This window comes from Pontibacter oryzae (genome assembly GCF_003576375.1).
Taxonomy (GTDB): Bacteria; Bacteroidota; Bacteroidia; order Cytophagales; family Hymenobacteraceae; genus Pontibacter; species Pontibacter oryzae.
This window is the reverse complement of record NZ_QWGE01000001.1, coordinates 741,978-766,045: the sequence shown is the minus strand read 5'-3', so window position 1 is coordinate 766,045 and position 24,068 is coordinate 741,978. Positions and strand designations below refer to the sequence as shown.

Annotated in this window: 26 protein-coding genes; 10 read left to right on the top strand and 16 right to left on the bottom strand. The window is 48.6% G+C overall.

Going from position 1 to position 24,068, the window contains the following annotated elements; all coding sequences use genetic code 11:
• The first annotated feature begins 9 nt into the window (after positions 1-9).
• Positions 10-1,362 (top strand): RagB/SusD family nutrient uptake outer membrane protein, encoded by a 1,353-nt coding sequence (locus D1627_RS03150; RefSeq protein ID WP_119430743.1) that lies wholly within the window; start codon positions 10-12, stop codon positions 1,360-1,362.
• 46 nt (positions 1,363-1,408) lie between these two features.
• Here D1627_RS03150 and D1627_RS03145 read toward each other — a convergent pair whose 3' ends face one another.
• The 4 genes from D1627_RS03145 to D1627_RS03130 form a co-directional block, all read right to left on the bottom strand.
• The gene (locus tag D1627_RS03145) at positions 1,409-1,816 is read right to left on the bottom strand and encodes a putative signal transducing protein (RefSeq protein WP_119430742.1); all 408 of its coding nucleotides are present in this window, start codon (positions 1,814-1,816) and stop codon (positions 1,409-1,411) included.
• A gap of 8 nt (positions 1,817-1,824) precedes the next feature.
• Positions 1,825-2,049: a CDGSH iron-sulfur domain-containing protein gene (locus tag D1627_RS03140; protein WP_119430741.1), complete on the bottom strand. Its 225-nt coding sequence runs from the start codon at positions 2,047-2,049 to the stop codon at positions 1,825-1,827.
• Positions 2,050-2,189: 140 nt separating this feature from the next.
• Positions 2,190-2,996 (bottom strand): hypothetical protein, encoded by an 807-nt coding sequence (locus D1627_RS03135; RefSeq protein ID WP_119430740.1) that lies wholly within the window; start codon positions 2,994-2,996, stop codon positions 2,190-2,192.
• Between the two features lie 264 nt (positions 2,997-3,260).
• Positions 3,261-5,699: a GAF domain-containing protein gene (locus D1627_RS03130; protein WP_119430739.1), complete on the bottom strand. Its 2,439-nt coding sequence runs from the start codon at positions 5,697-5,699 to the stop codon at positions 3,261-3,263.
• Between the two features lie 230 nt (positions 5,700-5,929).
• On the opposite strand from D1627_RS03130, the gene D1627_RS03125 reads away from it, so the two are divergent.
• Complete coding sequence (locus tag D1627_RS03125) at positions 5,930-6,556, top strand: hypothetical protein (RefSeq protein ID WP_119430738.1); 627 nt, start codon at positions 5,930-5,932, stop codon at positions 6,554-6,556.
• Positions 6,557-6,630: 74 nt separating this feature from the next.
• On the opposite strand, the gene D1627_RS18425 is transcribed toward D1627_RS03125, so the two are convergent.
• A complete protein-coding gene (locus D1627_RS18425) occupies positions 6,631-6,807 on the bottom strand; it encodes a hypothetical protein (RefSeq protein WP_199688360.1) in 177 nt (58 codons plus the stop codon).
• 170 nt (positions 6,808-6,977) lie between these two features.
• Here D1627_RS18425 and D1627_RS03120 point away from each other — a divergent pair, with 170 nt between their 5' ends.
• The 3 genes from D1627_RS03120 (at position 6,978) to D1627_RS03110 (ending at position 10,091) form a co-directional block, all read left to right on the top strand.
• Positions 6,978-7,592 (top strand): deoxynucleoside kinase, encoded by a 615-nt coding sequence (locus D1627_RS03120; protein ID WP_119430737.1) that lies wholly within the window; start codon positions 6,978-6,980, stop codon positions 7,590-7,592.
• 188 nt (positions 7,593-7,780) lie between these two features.
• A complete protein-coding gene (locus D1627_RS03115) occupies positions 7,781-9,442 on the top strand; it encodes a dipeptidyl-peptidase 3 family protein (RefSeq protein WP_119430736.1) in 1,662 nt (553 codons plus the stop codon).
• A 433-nt stretch (positions 9,443-9,875) separates the two neighbouring features.
• Complete coding sequence (locus D1627_RS03110) at positions 9,876-10,091, top strand: hypothetical protein (protein ID WP_119430735.1); 216 nt, start codon at positions 9,876-9,878, stop codon at positions 10,089-10,091.
• A gap of 69 nt (positions 10,092-10,160) precedes the next feature.
• Here the strand turns inward: D1627_RS03110 and D1627_RS03105 are convergent, their stop codons facing one another.
• The 6 genes from D1627_RS03105 to D1627_RS03080 all read right to left on the bottom strand — a co-directional run bounded on the left by D1627_RS03105 (position 10,161) and on the right by D1627_RS03080 (position 14,896).
• Positions 10,161-11,306, bottom strand: coding sequence for an NAD(P)/FAD-dependent oxidoreductase (locus D1627_RS03105; protein WP_119430734.1), 1,146 nt, complete (start codon positions 11,304-11,306; stop codon positions 10,161-10,163).
• 7 nt (positions 11,307-11,313) lie between these two features.
• On the bottom strand, positions 11,314-11,565 hold the full coding sequence (locus D1627_RS03100; protein ID WP_119430733.1) for a hypothetical protein: 252 nt from the start codon (positions 11,563-11,565) through the stop codon (positions 11,314-11,316).
• Positions 11,541-12,218, bottom strand: coding sequence for an alpha/beta hydrolase (locus tag D1627_RS03095; RefSeq protein WP_119430732.1), 678 nt, complete (start codon positions 12,216-12,218; stop codon positions 11,541-11,543). Before D1627_RS03095 ends, D1627_RS03100 begins: the two co-directional genes overlap by 25 nt.
• Before the next feature lie 116 nt (positions 12,219-12,334).
• On the bottom strand, positions 12,335-12,724 hold the full coding sequence (locus D1627_RS03090) for an SPW repeat domain-containing protein (RefSeq protein WP_119430731.1): 390 nt from the start codon (positions 12,722-12,724) through the stop codon (positions 12,335-12,337).
• Positions 12,725-12,726: 2 nt separating this feature from the next.
• Entirely contained in the window at positions 12,727-13,293 is a 567-nt protein-coding gene (locus tag D1627_RS03085; protein ID WP_119430730.1) for a vitamin K epoxide reductase family protein, read from the bottom strand.
• A gap of 133 nt (positions 13,294-13,426) precedes the next feature.
• A complete protein-coding gene (locus D1627_RS03080) occupies positions 13,427-14,896 on the bottom strand; it encodes an APC family permease (RefSeq protein ID WP_119430729.1) in 1,470 nt (489 codons plus the stop codon).
• Positions 14,897-15,190: 294 nt separating this feature from the next.
• Here D1627_RS03080 and D1627_RS03075 point away from each other — a divergent pair, with 294 nt between their 5' ends.
• Positions 15,191-15,388: a hypothetical protein gene (locus D1627_RS03075; RefSeq protein WP_119430728.1), complete on the top strand. Its 198-nt coding sequence runs from the start codon at positions 15,191-15,193 to the stop codon at positions 15,386-15,388.
• 17 nt (positions 15,389-15,405) lie between these two features.
• Here the strand turns inward: D1627_RS03075 and D1627_RS03070 are convergent, their stop codons facing one another.
• From D1627_RS03070 to D1627_RS03050, 5 genes are all read right to left on the bottom strand, one after another.
• Positions 15,406-15,894, bottom strand: coding sequence for a hypothetical protein (locus D1627_RS03070; protein WP_119430727.1), 489 nt, complete (start codon positions 15,892-15,894; stop codon positions 15,406-15,408).
• A gap of 113 nt (positions 15,895-16,007) precedes the next feature.
• Positions 16,008-16,373, bottom strand: coding sequence for a Rieske (2Fe-2S) protein (locus D1627_RS03065; RefSeq protein WP_119430726.1), 366 nt, complete (start codon positions 16,371-16,373; stop codon positions 16,008-16,010).
• Positions 16,374-16,375: 2 nt separating this feature from the next.
• Positions 16,376-16,660, bottom strand: coding sequence for a DUF3221 domain-containing protein (locus D1627_RS03060; protein ID WP_158607138.1), 285 nt, complete (start codon positions 16,658-16,660; stop codon positions 16,376-16,378).
• A gap of 92 nt (positions 16,661-16,752) precedes the next feature.
• A complete protein-coding gene (locus D1627_RS03055) occupies positions 16,753-17,421 on the bottom strand; it encodes a DUF2461 domain-containing protein (RefSeq protein WP_119430724.1) in 669 nt (222 codons plus the stop codon).
• Between the two features lie 201 nt (positions 17,422-17,622).
• Positions 17,623-18,324, bottom strand: a complete 702-nt coding sequence (locus tag D1627_RS03050) for a hypothetical protein (RefSeq protein WP_119430723.1) — start codon at positions 18,322-18,324, stop codon at positions 17,623-17,625.
• Positions 18,325-18,716: 392 nt separating this feature from the next.
• On the opposite strand from D1627_RS03050, the gene D1627_RS03045 reads away from it, so the two are divergent.
• From D1627_RS03045 to D1627_RS03035, 4 genes are read left to right on the top strand one after another with little or no spacing between them, the layout of a single operon-like run.
• Positions 18,717-21,248 (top strand): PIG-L family deacetylase, encoded by a 2,532-nt coding sequence (locus tag D1627_RS03045; RefSeq protein WP_119430722.1) that lies wholly within the window; start codon positions 18,717-18,719, stop codon positions 21,246-21,248.
• 20 nt (positions 21,249-21,268) lie between these two features.
• Positions 21,269-21,718 carry a hypothetical protein gene (locus D1627_RS03040; RefSeq protein ID WP_119430721.1) on the top strand — a complete coding sequence of 150 codons (450 nt, stop codon included), beginning with the start codon at positions 21,269-21,271 and terminating at the stop codon, positions 21,716-21,718.
• 17 nt (positions 21,719-21,735) lie between these two features.
• Positions 21,736-21,876, top strand: coding sequence for a hypothetical protein (locus D1627_RS18420; RefSeq protein ID WP_199688359.1), 141 nt, complete (start codon positions 21,736-21,738; stop codon positions 21,874-21,876).
• The gene (locus D1627_RS03035; protein ID WP_119430720.1) at positions 21,873-23,588 is read left to right on the top strand and encodes a sodium:solute symporter; all 1,716 of its coding nucleotides are present in this window, start codon (positions 21,873-21,875) and stop codon (positions 23,586-23,588) included. The genes D1627_RS18420 and D1627_RS03035 overlap by 4 nt, the downstream gene beginning before the upstream one ends.
• The last annotated feature ends 480 nt before the right edge of the window (positions 23,589-24,068 follow it).

The window sequence follows — 24,068 nt, the reverse complement described above, 5'->3', positions numbered from 1 at the left end:
AGTATGAGTATGATGAACAGATATATAAAACACCTCCGATTTATACCTATAGCGGCTTCAGCGGTCCTGCTGTTCTTGCCCTCTTGCGAGATAGACGATATTGCAGACCCCAACAACCCTACCATAGAGTCTGTGATGGAAAATGCCACCGTAGATGACCTGAATAACCTGGTGGTAGGCACCGAGTCCGGGATGCGTAACGTGCTGGGCACTTATTATGATGATGTGGGCGTGATTGGCCGGGAGTACTATCGTTTCTCAGGGTCCGACCCGCGCTTTACCTCCGATTTGCTGGGAGCGGGTAGCGCCGTGCTCGATAACAACACGTTTTATACTACAAACCCGTGGTCGGCACGCTACCGAGTTGTCAAAAACACAAACATCCTGATCGATGCCGTAAATAATACCGAGCTGATCACAGAAACGCAGCGGCAAGGGTACTTGGGCTTTGCTAAAACTATAAAGGCGCACCAATTGCTCATGAACCTTACGCTGATGAACGAAAACGGAATCAGGCTGGATGTGGCAGACCCGGAGAACCTGGGCCCAATCGTGGATAAACCAACAGCGCTGGCGGCGATCGCTGTATTATTGGACGAAGCGGCTGCGCATTTGCAGCAAGCGGGTACATTGTTTGCTTTCTCGCTGAGTGGTTATGCGGCGCCGGACGATGTAACAGGGTTTACGGGCTTTAATAATCCGGCTGGCTTTCTAAAGTTTAACCGTGCCCTGGCAGCCCGTGTGGCCGTGTACCGCGAGAACTTTGCAGATGCCCTTACACTTTTAACCCAGTCTTTCCTGGAGTTAAATACGAACTTCTCCAGAGGCGTTTACTATACTTTCAGCACAGCTCCCGGGGATCAACTTAACCCTTTGTTTTTGCCAAACAATGCCACCGGAGAGATAAGGATTGCCCACCCAAGCTATGTGCAGGATATCTCGCCAGGGGATGACCGGATTAACAAAGTATCGCTCCGAGATGCGCCAGCTACCCAAAGCGGGCTAACCGGTGCCTACGATGTAGCTATTTACACAAGCAACACCGACCCGATCCCGATCATCCGCAACGAGGAGCTTATCCTGATTTACGCTGAGGCAAGTATCCGGACAAATCAGCTTACGAACGCCGTAACTGCACTAAATATCATACGGGCAGGCCACAATTTAGGCCCTTACCAGGGGCCTGTTACGCAAGCCGCGCTAATAAACGAGATGCTGCGCCAGCGCCGTTTCTCTTTATACTTCGAGGGCCACCGTTGGATTGATATGCGCCGCTATGGCCGCTTAGGAGAATTACCGATCGATCGCCCGGAGGATAATGTATGGGAGAGTTTCCCGATTCCATTCTCGGAAAACCTTTAGCATGAATATAAAACAGAAAAGGGACCGATAAGGTCCCTTTTCTGTTTTATGGCTTCCAGCGATGCAGGCAGGAGCGGCATTCATACTTTGGCCCGAAAAAAGCCTGTAGAAAGTATGGCTTTTCCTTCGTTTGGTCAGAGCCACAACGCGGGCATAGCACAGCTTCCGCTGCTGCAGGTTCAGGCTCTGGCGGCGCCATCTCGTCTAGCGTATCATAGTCGAAGAGGGTGTTGCCTTGCCAGATGCGGCGAAGTATGGTTTTAGCCTCGTCCACATCGTTTTCGGTAACTTTGAGTTTTATGCCTCCAACTGCCATCGCATACAGTGGGTAGGCGCCAATAATATGCTCATCTCCCAAAAAGCATAGGATCCCCTCAGCTTCGAGGCGGCCTTTCAGGATGTGTGCCTCGGTAGGCTCGTTAAAGGTGGCTATGGTTACCAGGCTTTCTGCCATAGGGGATGTTATTTTTTAGGCGGAAGGTCAAAGGCCTCAGCCTCGTGTTCGAAGTGGCCTTTATGGGCCCCATCGCAGAATGGTTTGTTAGCAGATAGCCCGCACCTGCAGATCGAAACCAGTGTGCGGCCTCCCAAACCATAGGGATTTCCGTTCTTGTCAACTATCTCAAAATCTTCGCCTTCAACGCGCAGCGAGCCGTTGTTATTTACCGTTATTTTGGTTTTAGCCATTGTATTATATGTTAGATCTACCCAATATACTCATTTCTGTTGATAAGTATGCAATGTAGGCAGTAGCTGGCCTGGCACAAACAACAGCGGCTCCTGACACATGCCAGGAGCCGCTGCTGCTAATGTAGCTTTAGTATAGGTTAGTTGCTATACAGGTAACGATACGTTTGGCGCTTGCCGTTCGGCGATACCACCGTTTGCGTGAGTGGGTAGCCACGCTCATCATACGTGTAGGAGTAGCTATACTTGTATGTTTTCTTAGTGTTGTGCACTACCGTGGAGGCAGCCACCATGTTGTTCGGGCTGCTAGCCACGCCTGGCTCTGCCAATTCATTAAATGGGTTCACGTTGGCGTCGTAAGAGTATGTGGTTGTAGAGAACAGCTTCGCATCGTTGTTATCGTCAATCACGTACTGCTTTTCCTGAGTGTAGTTGCCATTCGGCAGCACCTCATACAGCGTGTAAGACTTCAGCTTGCCTTTGTTGTCAGCATCGCTTCCTTCATACACTGATTTCTTCTCAAGTTTGTTCTGAGTATTGTACTCATAAGTAGCATAGGCCGAATATTCCAGCTTGCTGCCGTTGTAATAAGCCATGTTGCTTTTAGAAAGCTGGCCATTAGATTCGTAGGTAAAGGTCTGCTCAGAAAGCAGGCTTTTGTTGCCGCCGGCAAATACACTGCTTTTCAGTAATTTGCCTTTGCTGTCGCGCTCATACTTCTCGAAGCTCTCCAGATTCCCGGATTCCTCATCAAAGTGGTTGATCTGGCTTAACTGGCTTCCGGAGAAGTTGTAGGATGTCACCTCCGCAGAGTCTACCAGAATGTGGGAGATTTTGCCCTGCTCCATTTCAGGCTGGAACGATTCATTTTCCTGCTTGTCGCAAGAGCTAAACGCTACTACACCTAACATCAGCATAGCAGGTAAGAATTTGTTTCTCAGTTTCATTTGGCTAAAAGTTGATTTGATGAAACAACACTTGCCACCACCTTTGGCAGGCAAGTTTCAGTGAGAACGCCATTCTTTTTTAAAAAATTGCACTTGTTGCAAACAAATCTCTAGTTAAAGCAAATTGAAGTAAATATAATATGTTGATAAGTTGTTTATTTACAGGTGTTTATGCGTGTTTTTTAGTGCTACGAAGCTAGTTGAAAAAAAGTTAAAAAATTTAATAAATATAAGATTTAATATATTTGATATAGAGTCGTTTTTTTAGTTTAAGCTTGCCGATTGAGCAATATTAAGCAGCTCGTCGCCGGCCTCGATATTATGGCGCAGGTTCTCGCGCAGGTTCACGGTAACACGCAACGCCTTCAGGCCTTGCACGCCTTGTAGTTCCTCCACCTCCAGGTGCTCTATCTCCTCTTCTATATATCCCTCTGATTGCAGGAACTCCAGGTAACGCACGTACTCATGCGCCTCTTTCTGCTGAGAATATACTATCGCTATCTTGCCGGGCTGGGTAAGGCGCTCTTCTGAACCGCGAACCGTGGCCTTATCAATGCGCTTTTTAATGATTTCGTAGCGGATATTGTTGGCTCCGTCCACGTCAAATTTCTTTTCGTCAAGGCGAAAACGGATGGAGATCGAATCAGAGTGCACAAGTATAAGCTGCGTGATTTCCAGCGGCAATTTCAGGTTGGCGCGTAGCTTTTGTATGCGCCGGGCAATCTCGCAGGTTAGCATAAGTTGCCAAAGGCGCATGTTTTTCAGATAGATTGGCTGGAAATCGCCGTTGTTCAGAAGCGAGGCGCCAATGTAAATGTTATACTCCAGGCCATCAGTTTTATATTTCTCGAAGTAATGCGGGAAAATGTGCTGGGCTTTCTCTTCCTCGCGGTCCAGGAAGCTCGAGATCGTCTCGTTGATCATAAACAGGCTTTCCTCGTAGGCCCGGCGCTTATTATATACTGTTTTGTAAGGGTTGTTGATAGCAGACCGGTAAGCTTGTATGGCATGTTGGGCCGAATCTCGGCGCAGGAAATGCTCAAACAGCGGCTCAATCTCGGTACGCAGGAAATCAAGTATGAGCCCTTCGTCTCCGGAGCCCAGCTCGTGTACAATGCTCTGTGAGTACTTGTCGATCTTAAACATCAGCTCATCTAATATGGAGAGCGGCATGTTGTCTTTGGCGGCAAGTATAACTTCTTTGGCCAACACTAGCTGTTCCAGCAAGTCGCCTTGTATGGCCTTGTTGCGCTCTGCCGCAGAGCTTCGGATGTCTGAAGAACCATAAAGCGGATAGATGTCCCGGAACACGATCGGCTCAATCTCGGAACTGGCGTTGCGCTCTATCTTTTCCAGAAGGTTAATGGCCGCTTGCGTAAAGCGCCACTCCACAATAGGGTGAATAGCAGTATACTTTTCCTTGATGATGCTCTGGATGCTGCTGCGCAACTCGTCCAGGCTGCGGTTCATAGCCAGGGCAAACAGCGGCAGAATCTCCTTCAGCTTGATAGTGGAAAGGGCATTAAGCTCTCCGGGTATGGGTGAAGCCAGCTCCATTAGGCCAATTGTATGCCCTTCGTATTGCAGTGGCGCAATAATTAGGTTTCGCAAGCCAGCCTCCAGCAGCTTTTGCTCGATGCGGGATGGGTTAGGCAACACATTAAGGTCTTCTACCACAATGGTATGGCCGCGCCTTAGAACCGGCTCATAAATAGATCCGCTAAGGTCGCTGAGGGCCAGATCGCAATCCTGAGTAAGTATAAGGCCGCTCCAGATGCGGCGGGCATAGCTGGTATCAAACTCCCGCAAGTTAGGGCAGGAGGCAAAGCCCAGTTGTATGCCTGGTAGGCCAAAGAGCACGCGCAGCTTCTGCTGCAAGTCTTCAAAACCTTCCTCGCTGCTGATAGAGTCCTTGTCAAGCAGGTCGTAACGGAGTGAGGAAATCGTTTCCTCCATGGTTACTTCCGTAAAATCATAGATGGCAAAACCACTGAACTCAAAGTTCTCCGGGGGGAGGAGCTGCATCCAAAGGTCCAGGTCGTTGTAGCGGTTAATCAAGAAGTTGATTTGCTGCGCCGCTAGCGGTTTCACTTCTTTGGTAGCTTTCACTTCCATAAACTTCAGGTCGATGTCTACTTTATAGTGGCGCTGAAGACCTGTAAACTTATCGTTTATGGTGAACACAAAGGGCTCATCCACATAAAAGTTTGCGTTATAGAACTTCTCAAGTATGATAGTGTATGCTTGTAGCGTAAGCCGGAAAAGTAGTGTCTTCTGGTCTATATTCAGTTTTTCGGAATAATTGCTGCCCTCCAGCAGCTTGAGCTCCTCCAGTTTGGGGCTGGCATAAAAACTCTCGAACCTAAAGGGCACAGATACAGCCTTAAGGTCGTTTTCCCAAAGGGCATTCGGGAAAATATCCTCCATCAGCAGGTCTATGGCATCTATGTGCTTCTCTATCACTGATAGGTCTTTGATGGACCCAAGCAGCTCGGGCGTATTATTGAGCAGGTCTGTCAACTGTCGGACGCGCTCTGTGTTGCAGCCAGGGTCCTGTTGTGCTTTGTGCTGCCAATAAGATATTAACGGCGAGAGGCTAAGCGTTGTGTTAAATGGAAAGTCGTCCACGCTCAGGATCACGTCGTCATTGCTGGTCATGGAAACTACGGTTTCATGGAAGCTAGCTTGGTGGTGTTTGCTCATATGGGTAATGGTGTAGCGAATCAGGGTTATGGCGGTGTGCTTGCTGTTTCTTATTAACGTACTTCATTCCGAAAAGATAATGGCAGGCGTGGCCAGGTATGTTAAGCTGTTATAACTTCTGATATGCAAAAATCAACCCGAAAAGTTAAATTCGTCTTTCAGGAATATATTTGTGGCACAATATTTACGGTAGAGGGTTTGTTAAAGTTTAAAGGATAAATCTAAAGACTATGAAGAAGCGAGTTAACCTGATATTGGCTGTAGTGCTATTGCTGGCAAGCATGGGCATGGCACAAGCGCAAACGCAGTTGGAGCAAGATTTGGCTGAGATGCGCGCCTGGATGCAGCAGCGCAGCGCACAGGCCGATAGTGCCATTACCGCCGAGTGGCCCACAGTGAAGAAGGAGTTTGAGGAGCTGTCTTACAGCCTAGACCGCAACACTAAAAAGCTGTCGGAGAAATCGAGGGTAGAGTATGAAACCTACAAGCAGCGCTATACCGAGTGGAAAGTGCGCAACGAAAGCCAACTAGTTGACCTGGACGGCAAGGAACTGGAGCGCTGGGAGCGTGAGATGACAGGCACCACTCAAATCAGCAAAATAAAGCCCGTACACCTGCGCGATGCCTTTAATAAGGCGCTGGAATACACCCGCGAGTACCGCCGCGACTGGACCCTACGCGACTGGGACTATGCTGAATTCGTGCTGGGCGAACTAAACACGCGCAAAACCAACACGCTGGACCTGCTGAGCACTGGCGACAAGATAAAGATTGCCGCCCTGCAGGTAGAGTTCGCCACCCTGAAGAAAGGCCGCGAAGCCAAAGACGCCTACGAGGAAATGCGCGAAAGCCGCTAAGTATAGTTTAAGCAAAAACAGAACGCCCCGGCAGTATAAAACTGCCGGGGCGTTCTGTTTTTTTGGGGTTAAGCCTAAATGGCGTTTTGCCCTTTTGTACCTCCAGACTGCTTCTCGTTCTCGTTACGGCCCTGGTTCGGGCTTTTATTCTGCTTCTGGTCGGTTAGGTGGCGGTTTTCCTTTTTATCGTCAGAACTTTTTGCGTGTGGCTGGCTTTGTTTGTTGGCAGCCTGGTTGTGTCCTTTTGTCATAGCTTTGTGTGTTTGGTTAATACTTTAAGTGTACGTTTGCCCGGGAGGGTGGTTAAGCATATATACTTATCAACACCCAAATGTTGATAACCCGGTGGGGAACTTGTCGATAACAGGTTCTGAAAAAGCCGTACTTTTGTAACCCTGATTTATTTAAATAACAGATTACCATGCATATCGCGATCGTTGGCAATATTGGCGCCGGCAAAACCACGCTGGCCACAAAGCTGGCCCAGCATTTTAAATGGGATTTATACTTGGAGGCAGTGGATAACAATCCCTACCTGAAGGATTTTTATGAGGATATGGAGCGTTGGGCCTTTCACCTGCAGGTTTTCTTCCTGAACAGCCGCTTTAACCAGGTGCAGCAAATCCAGGCAAACGGCCACGATGTGATACAGGACCGCACGATTTACGAGGATGCCCACATCTTCGCTAAAAACCTGCACCAGTCCGGCCTGATGAGCACGCGCGACTTTGAGAACTACCACGCCCTGTTCCAGTCCATGATCAGCATGGTAAAGGCGCCGGATCTGATGATTTACCTGAAAGCAGACCTGCCAAAGCTAATCGGGCAAATTGAAAAGCGCAACCGCGACTATGAGAGCAGCATCAGCATTAACTACCTACGCAACCTCAACGACCACTACAACACCTGGATGAGCAGCTACGACCTGGGCAAGCAGCTGGTGATAGATGTTAACAACATTGATTTTGTGGCAAACCCGGAGGACCTGGGCAGCATCATCGAGAAAATTCAGGGCGAGCTGTTCGGCTTATTTTAGCATTACAATTTATACTTATACTTCGGAAAGGGTAGGGGCCATGGCTGCCTGCCCTTTTTCATTTTTAAGCCGCTCCGGATTATACCCTTGCCGCGCGCTTTTGAAAACCAATCGGCTGGGCTGGCGCTATTTTTGCCCTCACTGTAAAAATTAGTATCTTCCACATCAAACTAATCAAACTAACCTAAATGAAACCACAACACATACTGGTAGCCTCTGCCTTGGCTGCAGCCTCTTTTGGCTGTAGCAGCAACACTAACGAAAGCGCTACCTCAACTACAGAAATAGCAACCTTGGACAGCCTCCAGCAGAAACTGGATACCTATACTTCGGTAAAACTGACTGCCGACCTGAGCAAGTTGAGTGAGAAGGAAAAACAAATGCTGCCATTGCTAATAGAGGCGTCCGAGATCATGAACAAACTGTTCTGGTACGAGGCCTACGGGCAAAGCGACTCGTTGCTGGCAACCCTGGATAGCGATGCTGCCAAGCAGTATGTAAAGATAAACTATGGCCCCTGGGACCGCCTGAATAACAACGAGCCGTTCATAGCCGGCGTAGGTGCAAAGCCTGAGGGAGCCAATTTTTACCCGGCCGATATTACCAAGGAGGAGTTTGAGAAAGCAGACCTAAAGGATAAAGCCAGCCAGTATACGTTTCTGCGCCGAGATGACAGTGGTAAACTGACCACGGTGCCTTACCACGTGCAGTTTAAGGAGGAGGTACAGCGCGCTGCCGACCTGCTGAAACAAGCCGCCAGCCTGGCCGAGGATGCAGGGCTTAAAAAATACCTCAACCTGCGCGCCGAGGCCTTGCTCACCGACAATTACCAGCCAAGCGACCTGGCCTGGATGGACATGAAGAGCAACAAGCTGGATATCGTGATCGGACCGATAGAGACGTATGAGGATAAGCTGTTCGGTTACAAGGCTGCCCACGAAGCGTATGTGCTGGTAAAAGATATGGAGTGGAGTGATAGGCTGTCTAAGTATGCCGCCTTCCTACCCGAGTTGCAGCGCGGCCTGCCGGTGCCAGCCAAGTACAAATCCGAAACCCCAGGCACTGATTCTGACCTGAACGCTTATGATGTGGTATACTATGCCGGCGATAGCAACGCTGGTAGTAAAACCATTGCCATTAACCTGCCAAACGATGAGCAGGTGCAGCTGAAGAAAGGCACGCGCCGCCTTCAGCTTAAAAACGCCATGAAAGCCAAGTTTGATAAAATCATGGAGCCGATTGCCGATGAACTGATTGCCGAGGACCAGCAGCAGTACGTTACCTTTGATGCCTTCTTTGCCAACACCATGTTCCATGAGGTGGCGCATGGCTTGGGCATTAAAAACACTATTAACAGCAAAGGCACGGTTCGCGAGGCCCTAAAAGAGCACGCATCTGCGCTGGAAGAAGGGAAAGCCGATATCCTTGGGTTGTACATGATTACCCAACTGCACGAGAAAGGCGAGGTTGAAGGCGACCTGAAAGAATATTATACTACCTTCCTGGCCGGTATTTTCCGTTCGGTGCGCTTTGGAGCAGCCAGTGCGCACGGCAAGGCGAACATGGTACGCTTCAACTTCTTTAAAGAGAATGGGGCCTTTGCCCGCGATGAGCAAACCGGTAAGTACCGCGTAAACTACGAAAAAATGCGCGAGGCCATGAACAAGCTGTCCGAAAAGATACTAACGCTGCAGGGCAACGGCGATTACGCAGGCGTGGGTTCTTTACTTAACGAGCAAGGCCAGATCAGCCCGCAACTGCAAGCCGACCTGGACCGCCTATCCAAAGCTAACATACCAGTGGACATTGTATTTGAACAGGGAACAGAAGTTTTGGGCCTTGCCAAATAAGCGTAAATAGTCAAAGCTGCATACCACTACGAAGGTTATGTGCTAAAGTAGTAGCTATAAGCTAGAAACAGCACCTGATTCTGTCAGGTGCTGTTTCTTTATACTTTGCAAAGTTATTCGGTGCGCTTGCTATAAAGCGAAACGGTGTTGAGGGGAATTGGTATGAAACATTTGTTATTGTAACCTGTTGATTTATAATATTTTCTATAGTTAATTCAGCTATTTAAATATGATGCGATAGCTATTCGATTTCCTAAAATTGGTTAACGTAAATAAGATTTTACGTATTCCGATATTTTTTTTAGCCAATACCACGCCTGAACCAAATTAAAGCCCAGATCTGCAAAAAAGCTCATAACTTAATGCTTAGGTAAAGAGTATGTTAAGGTTGGTCAAATAATTATAAATCAAATATTTAAGAGCTAAACCAACCATGAAGAGTTTCTATGATTTTAACAGAAGCAGCCCTCAAGAGCGAGCAGAACAATACAAGTTATACCCGGAAATGGCGCTGTATCACATAGCCTTGCGTGAGGAAATGGGGGAAGAAGAGTATGCAGCATTTTACGATGCTGAGAAGGAAGCGCAGCACCAACGGATCTTAGCGCCTATGTATAACCAAACGGCCCCCAAATGGATGAGCGCTTAGAGTATCGCTTAGTACACTTTTAAAGAGGCAAACCGATTTAACGGGTTGTCTCTTTTGTTTTTTAGTAATTTAAACTTGCTGCAACACAAGTTCGGCACCTTCCTCGCCCACCAATGAGCCAATGGCAATGCCCATGCCGCCCAACCGCAGGGCGCAGCTTACACGCTTCGATACTTGTTGCACCAGCGTTGTTTTAGAGTTGTTGGTACCCAAACCCATAATGCCGCTCCAGCGGTGATCTACTTCAAAGGCAGTGCCTGGAAGTATAACCTCGCGTAAGAGTTCTTCCAGCTTGTTCTGAATCAACTCGGTCATGCCAAGTTCTGTGGTGGTTTCCGCCTCTATGGCAAGATTGCGGCCTCCCCCAAAAAGCACACGTTTGCCAATGTTCCGGAAGTAGTAGTAGCCCTTATCGTAGTGAAAGGTGCCCTGAAACTTTAGGTCCTGGATTGGTTTTGTAATGAGCACCTGGGCGCGTGCCGGCTGCACGTGCAGCGTGGGCAGCAGCTTTTGCGCAAACCCGTTTGTAGCCACCAGGGCTGCCTTGGCTTTAAGGTCTATGTGCTGCGCGGTGACGGCGTTGATGTCATGGTCATTTTCCTGCAAGGCCAGCACCTCAAGGCCGTTCAGTACCAACACACCCAATGACTGCACCTTCTGGGTAAGCGCCAGGATCATCTTTCCGGTATCAATCTGCCCTTCGGCAGTGCTTAGCAGAAGGTGATTTATGCCTTTAAATCCGAAGTCGTTAATCTTGTTGTCGGCCGCCCGAAAAACCTGTGGCTCCCCGATGATGCCATGCAGCTGCTTGTTTAGGTATGGCAGTTGGTCTTGACAGGCTTCGAAAAGTTGTTGTTGGCTAGGTTCAAATAATTCGTAACCGCCCCAGCGGTGGTAATCAATGGCGCTGTCACCGAGGTTGTGTCGCAGGCGCTTCAGGCCTTTCCAGCGGCGCTCCACCAGGCCAAAAACCTCCTCTTCGGAGTGATGCTGCAGGTCGTCGAGCAGCTCGGAGGGGCTGCCGAAGCATGCGAACCCCGCATTCTTTGAGCTGGCGCCTGTAGGCAGCAAGCCGCGCTCGGCCACCAGTATCTTTAGCTGTGGCTGTTTGGTTTTCAGGTGCAGCGCGGCGTTAAGGCCAACAATGCCGCTACCGATAATCAGCACATCAATGTTGCTGAAGTATGTTTCGCGTTCCCAAAAACTCAGTTGCATAGGCTAATTAGTTATCTGTTCTAAAGTATGGATGGCTGTAGTTGCGGGCATCGGCTTCTTCCATCAGCTCAAAGTGCGTGAGCATGATTTCGCGCTCGCCGCTGTTCAGGCCTTTCACAAAAACGCCTTCCGGGGTTTCGTAGATGGCGTAGTTGTGCTGCCCAAACGGGTACAGGTTATTGCTGCGGATAATGTGCGCGTGTGTGAGGTCTACCTGCTGGCCACTTGGCGTGTTTATGATATATCTGCTTTTGTCCATGTCTCTTCTAAAATTTTGCTCAAGATAGCACTTATTTCATCTGCTTGATGCATTACCATCAGGTGTTCCCCACCTTCTATCTTTATAATATCGGAGTGATCAGGATAAAGCGGCAAAACTCTATCGCGGGTTCCGTGTATTTGCACAAGCCCTGGCAGTATATCCTCCTGTGGCCACTCCAGCAACTGCCCTAAAGACCAGCGCAGCACTTTTTCGTTGATATGCAGGATAGCGCCCTTCAGCAAGTGCTTCTCCTGGGGCGTATGTGCCCCGAAAAAGAAGGGTGCCAGCGGGTACGTGCTCTGCATAAGCTTAAGGGGCATCCAGCGGTGCAGGTGGGTTTTGCCCAGTTTCCGGTAAATGGTGGGCAGTGCGTGCCGGGTAGCCAGGCTGGAGATAAGTATGGTCTTGCGCGGCCGCAGAATTTTACTCAACTCAATTGCTGCCAAACCACCATACGACATACCCACTAAAATCGGGTCAGGGTCGGTTATTTGATCTGTTAGGCGGTGTACATACTTGCTAAGCGGTTCGTCTATATTTGCGGGTTCCACCCAATGCACATGCTCTATCGGTACAAAGTCTGGCAGCTTCAAAAACTGGAACATGCGCCAGTCGGCACCCAGGCCGCTTATAAAGTATGCTTTGCTCATGGTATATTTTTACGGGAGTAACGCCGTAGGTTTTGCTGAGGAAGTTTTTGTTTTAAGGCAACCGTAAATCAACCTTAATTGCTTTAGAAAGGTTTAAGTTAACTAAGGTGCCTAGTTTACCGCTTTCCTCGCTTCTGCGCTTCTTTTGCGTGGACAGAATCCGATTTGAGGAGTGAGGCCCAGCCCCCACCGTAAGAGTCTTCGATCTTCCCTTTTACAAAGCTGAGACCTAGTACAAGTGCGCCCACAATCATGCTGTTTGCTGTTGCCAGGCTATGATCGTAACCGAGCACCCAAGGGGCTAGCAAAAGCCAAACGGCTAGCGGAACGTTGTACAGGCGCAGCACACGGGTTGCCTCCCACCAGGATATTATGGCAAAAGTAGCTATGATAGGACCTACAATGTGTTCGTTATCCGGAATAGTTTTAGCGCTGGCATAGCCGAGTATAGCCGAAGAGGCCATGAGCCAGATACCTAGTATCGCATTTATAATTTGTGCCCACATACTTATAAAACTTTGCCTTGAACTTCTTTGTAGCCCCAGAAAACCTTCCAGGTTGATATGTTGGCATCCTTTGCCCGTTTCATGTACTGCAGACTGGCAAGCATCTCATCCATAGCTGGCCCAATCATGATAACAGATACTGCGGCAGAACAAAGGCAGAGCGTGCACCAGGCATCGTAAAGCACTGGTTGCAGCACTACCAGCAGCACACTTATAAAGCCTAGCGGACCCACTGCCAAGCCAAATACAATCACTATCCAGGGCATGGTGCGCCAACGCCTTATACCGCCAATTATACCAGCCAGGGCATCCACGAAATATCCGATGGCACCAAGTGCAGCATCAGGGATGGGCAGAATCTTGGATGTGGCTGAGGTAAGGATCTTACGGCTGTCGCCCCCGAAAAAAGGCTCCCATACCGTATCAAAAACGTGCAGCTGAAACAAGGCTAGATAGGTGGCAATGGCCAGGCCTACTAGCGCAAAGCCTACAATAGGAAGGCGCTGCCCCCACGAGGCAGGGTTATAGCTCCACCCCGGAGGGATGGCATCTAGTTTATTTATTTCCATAGATTCAGATCCGATGATACAAACCTGTACTACGTGTGCATGAGGTATGCGTTTCTGAATACCGTTATATGGCAGCTACTTCGTACAAAAAGGCCCGGATTAACGTTTCCGGGCCTTTCTTAGAGGTTTTAATCTATTTTACTTTGCTAAACTTGTGTGCGGCCAAATAATAAACAGGGATGCCGAGCGCAACGATGATTAAACCGGGCCACGTGTACCATGGCTTATCGATGAGCAGAATAAGGCAGATGCCAGAAGAAAGCAGCACGTACAGCGCAGGCAACACGGGGTAGCCAAACGTTTTGTAAGGGCGTGGCAAGTCCGGTCGCTTCACCCGAAGTATAAATACCCCGATGATGGTAAGTATGTAGAAAAGCATTACGGCAAACACTACATAATCAAGCAGGTTGCCATAGGTGCCGGAAAGGCAGAGCATGCAGGCCCAAGCACACTGTAGCCATAATCCAAAGGCAGGCACACCATGTTTATTAAGCCTACCCATCCGCTCGAAAAACAGACCGTCTTTGGCGATGGCGTAGTATACACGCGCCCCGGAAAGTATGGCTCCGTTGTTACAGCCAAAGGTAGAAACCATGATAAGTAGGGCAATGGCAACAGTGGCTTGGTAGCCGCCAACCACTTCAGCAACGGCTGTCGCCACACGGTCGTTGGCGGCGGCTGTAATGCCCTGGCCTAATACGGTGGTAGCCTCTGCAGTACCGTGCATAGGCAGCACAAGCAAATATACCAGGTTGATCAACAGGTAAACCCCCATCACAATAGCAGAGCCTATTACCATACTTAGCACGATGGTGCGCTTCGGGTTCACGATCTCATCACCGGAAAACCCGATGTTATTCCAGGAATCGGCGGAGAAGAGGGCACCTACCATAGCCATACCTATGGCCGAAACCAAGGCTAGACCCACAGGCACTGAAGTTGGAGACCCGCTTGCGCCCCAGAAATCGGAAAAGTTCGCCTCTACGGCCATATCGTTTACGCCAAACAGCAGACCGAAAAGTATAAGCCCGAACAAAGCGATGAGTTTGGTGCTGCCGAAAATGTTCTGTATAAGCTTGCCGCTCTTTACGCCCCTGGAGTTGTTGTAAGTCAGGAAGATAATGCTGGTGATGGCAAGCAACTGCTCGGTGCTAAAACTAAAGCTACCGATCTGTAGCAGCACGTTAGCATCGCTGAACCAAGGGATAAGCACGCCGGTAAATTTGGCAAAGGCAACACCTACGGCAGCAATTACACCCGTCTGGATAACCAGAAAGAGTGTCCAGCCATAAAGGAAGGCCACCATCTTGTTGTAAGCCTCCTTTAGGTACACGTACTGGCCGCCCACATTAGGGAACATAGAGGAAAGCTCGCCATAGCTCACGGCACCTACCATGGTTAAAAAGCCTGAAATAACCCAGACCAGCAGCATGTTTGCCGGGCTGATGACTGCACGGGAGATATCAGCGGTTACAATAAAAATACCGGAGCCTATCATGCCGCCTGTCACGATCATAATAGCGTCGAAAAGGGTTATTTCGCGTTTAAAGCCTCCTTTCGCCTCTGCTTCCTCCTTTTGTATGGGTTTGGTAGTTTGTTGCATCAGATAAATAATAAGGGCGCGAAGATACAGCTTTTTGACACTTCTATAGCCATTTTAGCTGGCTCCCTCCAAATTTCAAGAAGCAAGTTAATTTAATCGACTCCCTGAATATTAGGTAATTACAACGTGAAAAATAAATGCGCTATTCGTCTTGCTTTTAGCAGCATTCACGGATGAAATTGTATAGTTGGTATAATGAGGTAGTGTTTTATGCAACAGTACTTTGTGATACATAGTACTGTATAGTATGTTTGTAATGTCAATTTTAAGTTTTACCAATTAAGATCTACTACTATGAAAATCCTCATTTTAATCGCCGCCTCAATATTTGGTTTTGGTTTTGCCGTTCAGGAAACCTATCGAGTAACACAGCCTAAAGAAGTATATGTAGTACGCGAAGTGCCTGCAGAGCTAGAAGAACCTGTAATGAATGTTTTACTAGACACAGTGGAAATTACACCAGTGTCTCCGACAGCGGTTGCCAGTTTTTAAGGCAGCCGTTCAAGTTATCAGGGAGATGTGAGTTCGCTGTCCTGAGTTGGCTTCCGGGAAGTAAGCCACGCTATGGCATTTGCGCGATTGTTGAAGTTGGCCATTTGCAGGCGGGGCATTACCCGAAGGTATAAGTCTCTGGCAGAGAGACGGCTAAACATATTGCCGGAATAAACATGTGCCATGCAGCGCATACCGGCGCGCATTACCTGAGGCAGCCATTCAAACTCCATCCAGTCGTTAGCCTCGGCCCAATCGCCGGTAACTTCTGTTTTATCGTTAAGCAGTTTATGAGAGCAGGTGTGTCGCTGCAACAGTGCCAAGTATACTTTGGCAGCCGTTACCACATCGCTGGCAGTAATATGGCCCTGCCAGTGCGCTTCTATAAAATCGGGTCGTTGATACAAGGTCATAAAAGTATCGCCTTCCAAATGTTTTAGCACAATGGGCGCAGGCCAAGCTGCCAGCAAATCTTCGAATTCTGTTCTGAAGCTAACTGCCTTCATGTAAATGGGGTGAGGTGAGGGGTGGCAAGATCGTTTTACGTGCCGTACTGCCTGTTTTACGTTTATTGCGGATACATGGCTGCCCCATACCACGTATAATTTGGGAGACAGCGCTAGCTACGGGACTTGGCCTCGGCCGGGAGACCGATATAAAGTCCGTCTTCCCTGACTTCTACGGGGTAAGTTGTAGCGTTACGGGAGCGGTATTCACACTCTTTGCCGTTTTCAAGGTTAAAGCGGTAACTATGCCAAGGGCAAACTACTTCGTTCAGGTAATTAGTCGTTCCACGGCTTAAGGAGTAGCCAAGGTGCGGGCAGGCATCAGCTACAGCAAAAAAGCCGGCTTGGGTATGGGCAAGGCAAATCTCACGGCCTGCCAAATCCAGTTTCTGGAGCTTGCGCATCGGTACCTTTTGGGCTGCCTCTGCCGCGGAGGCGTATACTTTGTGCCAGTTGTAATTCTTGTCTGGTGCTGCCATGGCTAGTATTTTATACGCACGGCTTTTGCATATGCCTGCACAGGGTCCGACTCCATGACTTCCCCATCAAACCATACTTGGACTTCGTGCCCTTCGCGGAGGTTCTTCAAGGTGAGCATTTTCCCGGTTTCATCCTCGATTAGGGTGTGCTCATCAATTTTTATATTTGCATCCTTAAATTGGGCCTCTACTCCGTCCAGGGCTTTTACGGCTACTTCAGCTTTCACGGCCTCGTCGTTGGTGGCTGCGCGTTTTATGTTTGTAATGTAGCCATGTACGTCGGGCATAGTATCAGGTATGCGCTTGGGCTCTTTGCTACAGGCAAAAAGAAAAGTAGCTGAAAGCACAGTTATGAGAAAGTAGAGTGGTGTTATTTTTTTCACGTTAATTCGGTTAAGGCTGTATTCAGAAAATCATGCAAAGGCTTTACCTGCCGAAACATGGCCGGAAGCCGCTCTAAGAACCCAGGAGCGCATACTTCTTCATCGCTGAAATAGTGCAGTACCTGAAATCCGTTATACTTTAGCAAATCCAGTTCTGGGTGTGTTTTGCTGTACCCTTTGGGTGCCTGCTTACGCTGCGTGCCGCGCAGCGCCCCATACATTGCTTTAAATGCCGGCTCCTCCAGCACCTGCCGAAGTTGGCCTGGGTTGTAGTCAATCTCCTCCCTGATCAGCTCGAGCTGTTTTGCAGTTGGTTTCCGGATGCCTCCGCCAATTCTTGTGTGCCCGTCTGGTTCCAACAGCAGCACATAGTTGGCAAATGGCGAGTGGCGGCCGCCCTCAGAGATTCCGGCTCCAAAGTGCCCTTTATACGGCGCTTCGCCTTTTTTGGAGAAATCATTCTTATTTATCCGAAACACACATTCCTGAACAGTTACGCTATGCACCGATAGGTCGAATTGCTGCACGTCGGCAATCAACTGCTCAACCATTTCCTTAAAGTATGCCTTGGCCTGCTGGTATTCCTCGCGGTGGGCGTCCATCCATGCCTTGGAGTTGTGCTGTTGCAACCGTCTCAGGAAATCCAGTATAAAGCGAGCGTCCATGAGGTGTTAGTTTCGTTTTATGTTTAGGGTTGTGCTAATAAATCAGATTAACGCAATTACCGGAATGATGATCAGATATTAGTGTCATCAGCTTTCATAGGCGTGCACTAGGGTACTTGGGGTGTTGTACTAATGCAAAAGCCCTCTTGTTGCAATAAATCAACAAGAGGGCTCCAAAAGTATGGATAGTATGTTTACTGATCAGGCTACACGTAGGTATGAGTCACCGAGAAGGGCTTTTCTGATTTGCTGTTCGGCCTCGTAATGTGTCAGAAAATCGCCTTGCTGGCATGTTTGAGGCCGAGGCTCTTTAATGATAACCACTTTGACACGTTTGCCCACCGTGATCAGGCCAATACCGCGGCGCTCGCACAACTCCAGCAGCTTATTTGCCAAGCTGTTGTTTCTGAATGCCAAGCTACTGATTGAGAGGCCTAACCACTGCTCGTTGGCAGGCGTTAGCTTTAGCGCGTCAACTAAATTTGAGATTTTACGAAAGCGGTTTTGTTTGTCCAGTACCGTATGAAGTACGAAACCTGTCGTGGCCATCCCCAAGCCTGTAAGTATAGCCAGAACAAGCGTTGCGCCAGCAAATTTCCAGGTTATCAGGGAAATAGTTATAAATAGTGACAAGGCTGTTACATAGCGCAGCTTGCTGAGCCCGTTTTTCTTATACTTTAAAAGTATGGAGGTAATCTGTTTAGAAGAGTTGGTGTGCAGCGATGCTACAAAAAGCTTATCAGGCGTGATGCGTAACGAAAAAAGGCCATCGAGAGTGTGACCTCGTTTAGTTTTCTCGGCACGATTAACCTGCACATTTTTAACGCCTAAGTGTGTAATGTAATGTTTGCGCAGGTAATCGTACGCAAAATCGTTAATGTCACTTTCTCTTTGAACAGGCATAAATTTCTTTCACATATAAGTGTAGAGGCGCAGGCCCACTTAGATTGCCAGTGAGTACGTACGGCACCACCACCACATTGGTTTGGGTTAAGAATTGATAAGAAATAAAGAAAAAGTTCTAATGTGCATCACAAACATAGGTTAAATTAGATATAGTTGCAATTAATAAGTATGATTTTTTAAAAGTGCGTATTTTATTTCTTTCTGGCATAACTCGAACACTTTTTAGAGCAAAGAGGTGTATGGAAAGAAAGCTTTGTTATTTGTCTGGTACACGCAACTTTCTGGCTGAAAGTTAGAAACCAACTTATTATGCCTTCTTAGAAATGCTTAACTTTACAAAACAGTAAATCGCTAAATAACTTAATTAGCTGGTTGGATACCTTAGTACTATGAAAGTATACTCTTTAAGGGCGTTTTTGGCAACCACGGCTTTCGTGCTTTTTCTGTATCCGTTGCAGGCCCAAATGCCTCAAAAGCCATCCGCCGCCAAGTTGCAACAAGACCTGCATAAGCTGAACGTGCTTGGCTCGGTGTTATACCTTGCGGCGCACCCCGATGATGAGAACACGCGCCTGATCGCCTATCTGTCAAACGAAAAACTCTATAATACCGGTTACCTGGCCGTTACCCGCGGCGACGGGGGGCAGAACCTGGTAGGTCCTGAAATACGCGAAGGCTTGGGCATCATCCGGACGCAGGAACTGTTACAGGCACGCCGCACCGATGGCGGCAAACAGTTCTTTACCCGCGCCAACGATTTCGGTTTTTCAAAAAACCCAGAAGAAACCTTTACCATCTGGGACAAGGAGCAGGTGTTGGCCGATATGGTTTGGACTATCCGAAAGTTTAGGCCCGATGTTATGATAACGCGTTTCCCGCCGGATGAGCGGGCCGGCCATGGGCACCACAGCGCCTCCGCCATACTTGCCGAAGAGGCATTTAAGGCGGCCGCAGACCCAAAGCGCTTCCCGGAGCAGCTAAAGTATGTAGAGGCATGGCAGGCGAAACGCTTGCTATGGAATACCGGTGTGTGGTCTTTCAGAAGCCAGGAGGAGTTTGAGAAATTCGGGAAAGAGCTGCTGAAAATAGATGTTGGCGGATACAACCCGCTTTTAGGCAAATCCTACGGCGAGATTGCCGCCGAGAGCCGTAGCATGCACAAGAGCCAAGGCTTTGGGGCAAACGGGTCGCGGGGGGCAAACCTGGAGTACCTGCAACACACCACCGGCGACAAAGCCCAGCAGCAACTGTTCGAGGGAGTGAACACCACTTGGAGTCGTATAAAAGGCGGTGAAAAAGTGCAGCAACTCATCCAAAAGGCAATTAACAACTACAAGCCAGCCGAGCCTGCCAGCGTGGTGCCTATACTTCTGGCCGCCAAAAAGGAGCTGGAGAAACTGCCCGATAACTATTGGAAGCGTGTAAAGCTGGAAGAGCTGCAGGATGTGCTGCAGCACGCGCTGGGCTTATACCTAGAAGTTACTGCCAATGATTTTGCCGCCGCTTCTGGGCAACCAGTTAAGCTGGACGTAGAGGCAATTAACCGGTCTGCTGTGCCTGTAGTGCTTAAAAGTATAAATTACAGCGTTGCCAACACTGATACGACACTAAATATTAGCCTAAAAAATAACGAGCCGCTAAAGTATACAGTTAACCATACGTTGCCGAAAAATTCGTTTTATTCCCAGCCATATTGGCTGCGCGAGGAGGGAACGCTGGGTATGTTTGCCGTGCAAAACCAGCAGCAGGTAGGCTTGCCTGAAAACCCTGCCGCCGCGCAGGCCACTTTTAGCTTATCAGTAGCCGGAGAACCCTTGAGCATTACGGTTCCGGTTATTTACAAACGCACCGACCCCGTGGAGGGCGAAGTATACCGGCCTTTTGTAATAACGCCGCCGGTTTTTGTTAACCTGAAAGAGCATGTGTTTATGTTTGCCAGCCCAGAGCCCAAGCAAGTGCAAGTTTTGGTAAAGTCTGGAAAGGATGATATATCGGGCGATGTAAGACTTTCTGCCCCGAAAGGCTGGCGCATTGAGCCGGCTACAGCAGCCTTTAAACTTGCTGCCAAAGGAGCGGAGCAAAGTATAACCTTCACAGTTTACCCACCTAAGGAGGCACAGGAGGCGCAATTGCAGGCGATAGCGACTATAGATGGCAAAACCTATACCCAGGGGCTGAACGAGATAAACTACAGCCACATTCCGGCGCAGGTTACTTTTCCAGAGGCCACTGCCAAAATAGTGAAACTTGATTTGCAGAAACGCGGCCAACGTGTAGCCTACCTGATGGGCGCCGGCGACGAGATTCCTGCCAGCTTGCAGCAAATTGGCTACAACGTAACGCTGCTGAAAGATGAAGACATGCGACTGAGCTTTCTGAAGCAGTTTGATGCCGTTATACTTGGCGTGCGCGCCTACAACACCATAGACCGCATCCGGTTTTACCAACCAACCTTATTGGACTACGTGAAGCAGGGCGGCAACCTGATTGTGCAGTACAATACCAACCACAGCCTAAACCTGCCGCAGATTGCGCCTTACCCGTTGAAACTCTCCCGCGACCGTGTAACGGTAGAGGATGCCGAAGTCCGTTTTTTAAATCCAGAGCATCCGGTACTAAACTCGCCAAACAAGATTACACAGCAGGATTTTAATGGCTGGGTGCAGGAGCGTGGTTTATATTTCCCGAGTGAGTGGGGCAATGAGTTCACGCCTATACTTTCGGCCAACGACCCTGGCGAACCTGCCCGTGACGGAGGTTTGCTGGTGGCCAAGTATGGCGAAGGCTACTATGTTTATACCGGTTACTCCTGGTTCCGGGAGCTGCCAGCCGGCGTTCCTGGTGCCTACCGCTTGTTCACGAACCTAATATCGCTGGGTAAGGCAGAAAATGAAGTTTCTGGAGAGGCAAAAGCTAGGTAATCTCATTTGAAGATTATAATATGACTGACGAATTAATTGAGAGTTGGATAGTTTCTCTAAATAATGAGGCATTTAGTGGTAGAATAGTTGTGGATTACCTAGCAGAGAATGTTTATTATGGTGAAGTATTTACAGAGTCCAGCAACTGGCAAGTCTATTTCATAAAAGATACCAGTAATGTTTATGTAGGCGCTGTTGTTGATGCAGTTGGTGATCTATACTGGTTAGTTCAGACAAAAAGTAGAAAGAAAGGTTACTTATCTAACGCACTAAAGAATGTGATTTTGCCACATAAATTTTTAGAAGAAGAAAAAATTAGAATTACGATTACGAAGGGTACAGTAGGAATAGAAAATTATGAAGCATCATTAAAAGTTGCTATGAGGTTGGGGTTCCAACCAGTATCTGATAATGAATTTGTACTCTATAAAAGTAGATTCATTGATTCTTTGAAAGCTCATGTGCATTGATAATCCTTAAATAAAATATGGAACACCCGATACCCGAAGAAGAGCCTGGCCTAAAGCCACCTTTTTTTAAAAGCTGGTCTGGTATGTACTGGCTGGTGCTGGCTAACCTTGGCTTTCTGATCCTTCTGTTTTACATCATCACAAAATACTACGAATGAGGCCACTCGACTGGGTTGTGCTGCTTGGCACACTAGGGTTTATTGTTACTTATGGCGTCTGGAAAACGCGCGGCAGCAAAGATATTGAGGGCTACCTGAAAGGCGATAACAGCATGAAATGGTGGACGATCGGCTTGTCTATCATGGCCACACAGGCCAGTGCCATCACTTTTCTATCTACGCCTGGGCAGGCTTATGAGGATGGCATGCGGTTCGTGCAGTTCTACTTTGGCTTGCCCATTGCCATGGTTATCATCTCGGTTACGGTCATTCCTATTTTTTACCGTCTAAAAGTGTACACGGCCTACGAGTTCCTGGAAAACCGCTTCGACCTTAAAACCAGGTCATTGGCTGCATTTCTGTTTTTGGTGCAGCGGGGCTTGGCTGCAGGCATCACCATTTATGCGCCTGCCATCATACTTTCTACCATGCTGGGCTGGAGCCTGACCGCCACTAACTTAATCATTGGTATTCTGGTGATTTTCTACACCGTTTCGGGGGGGACAAAAGCCGTTAGTGTTACGCAGAAGCAACAAATGGCCGTTATGATGGGCGGCATGATCATCGCGGGGATAATGGTGGTGAGTTACCTGCCTGCCAATGTGGCCTTCGGCGATGCCGTGGCCGTAGCTGGTAAAATGGGTAAGATGAACATTGTAGACTTTGACTGGGACTGGAAAACCAGCTGGGACGACCGCTATAATTTTTGGTCGGGGATTACGGGAGGTTTGTTTTTGGCGCTCTCATACTTCGGCACCGACCAAAGCCAGGTGGCCCGTTACCTGGGTGGCAAATCAGTGGGGGAGAGCAGGTTGGGCTTGCTCTTCAACGGCTTGCTTAAAATCCCGATGCAGTTTCTGATTCTGTTTATCGGGGTGATGGTATTTGTGTTTTATCAGTTTAACCAACCGCCTGTATTTTTTAACGAAGCCGCTAAAAGCAAAGTATACGCTACTGCCTACGCCGACGAACTGCGCACCCTGGAAACAAAGTATAGCCAGATCTTCGAGCAGAAGCAAGAAGCAGTGCAAGGGCTGGTAACCGCCCTCAAAACCGACAACGAGCAAGCCATCGCCACTTCCCAAGCGCAGGTCGATAGCCATACTGCTGCCGGTAAAGCCGTGCGTGAAGAGGTAAAAGCAGTCATCAAAAAAGCTGTGCCTGAGGCCGAGACCCGCGACACGGACTATGTTTTTATTTCCTTCGTGATGAAGTACCTGCCTACCGGTTTAGTGGGCCTGCTGCTGGCAGTTATATTTTCTGCGGCAATGTCGTCCACGGCATCCGAACTGAATGCCCTGGCATCAACCACCGTCGTTGATATTTACAAACGCTCCGTGAAGCAAGACGGCAGCCCTAAACATTACCTGAATGCTTCCAGAGGTTTTACCATTGCCTGGGGCCTGATCGCCATACTTTTTGCAACGTATGCCTCCTTGCTCGATAACCTTATTCAGGCGGTGAATATCATCGGCTCCATTTTCTACGGAACCATACTTGGCATTTTTCTGGTGGCCTTTTACTTCAAAAGCATTAAAGGCAATGCTGTATTTTTTGCAGCCATACTTGCCGAAGCAATCGTGCTTTCCTGTTATTATTTCACGGATGTTGCCTTCCTGTGGTTCAATGTAATCGGGTGTGTTGCCGTGATTGTTTTCGGGTTTATACTTCAAGGATTAATTGGGAAGAAGAAAGAGGAGCTAGCAGCCTAGAGATGCATTAGAAAGTATGGGTTTTGATTGATGCAGGTTGTGAGGTCTTACTTGCAGTTAATTCTAAAGCAGCGGTAAAGCGTTTAGCAAAGCTTTACCTGGCCCTTCGGGCCAGTTGAGTTACAAACTCAACGCCATGATAAGCCACAAGTTGAAAACTTGCGGCAGGGAAAAATCAAACATATAGCCGTAGTTGCATAGCGCGGGATACCGCGCGGACAGGTCGCGACCTGTCCCTACAATTCGGTTCGGGTTGCATCAGCAGTAGCGATCGAAATGATCCCAGTCTTTGGGTGGGGGTAGGGGCCCTCGAAAAAGAGCGCCTTGTAGATTTCCGGTGACGAGCGCAAGCGAGGCAGCCCGAGGCACGAGGGCAGGAAATGTACACCGCGTGATGCCCAAAGACGAGGCCTCCCGGCCTAGAGGGCACCAAAGCCAAAGGTGCAACAAAACAGCAAGCGAGGCTGGAGGGTAAACCAA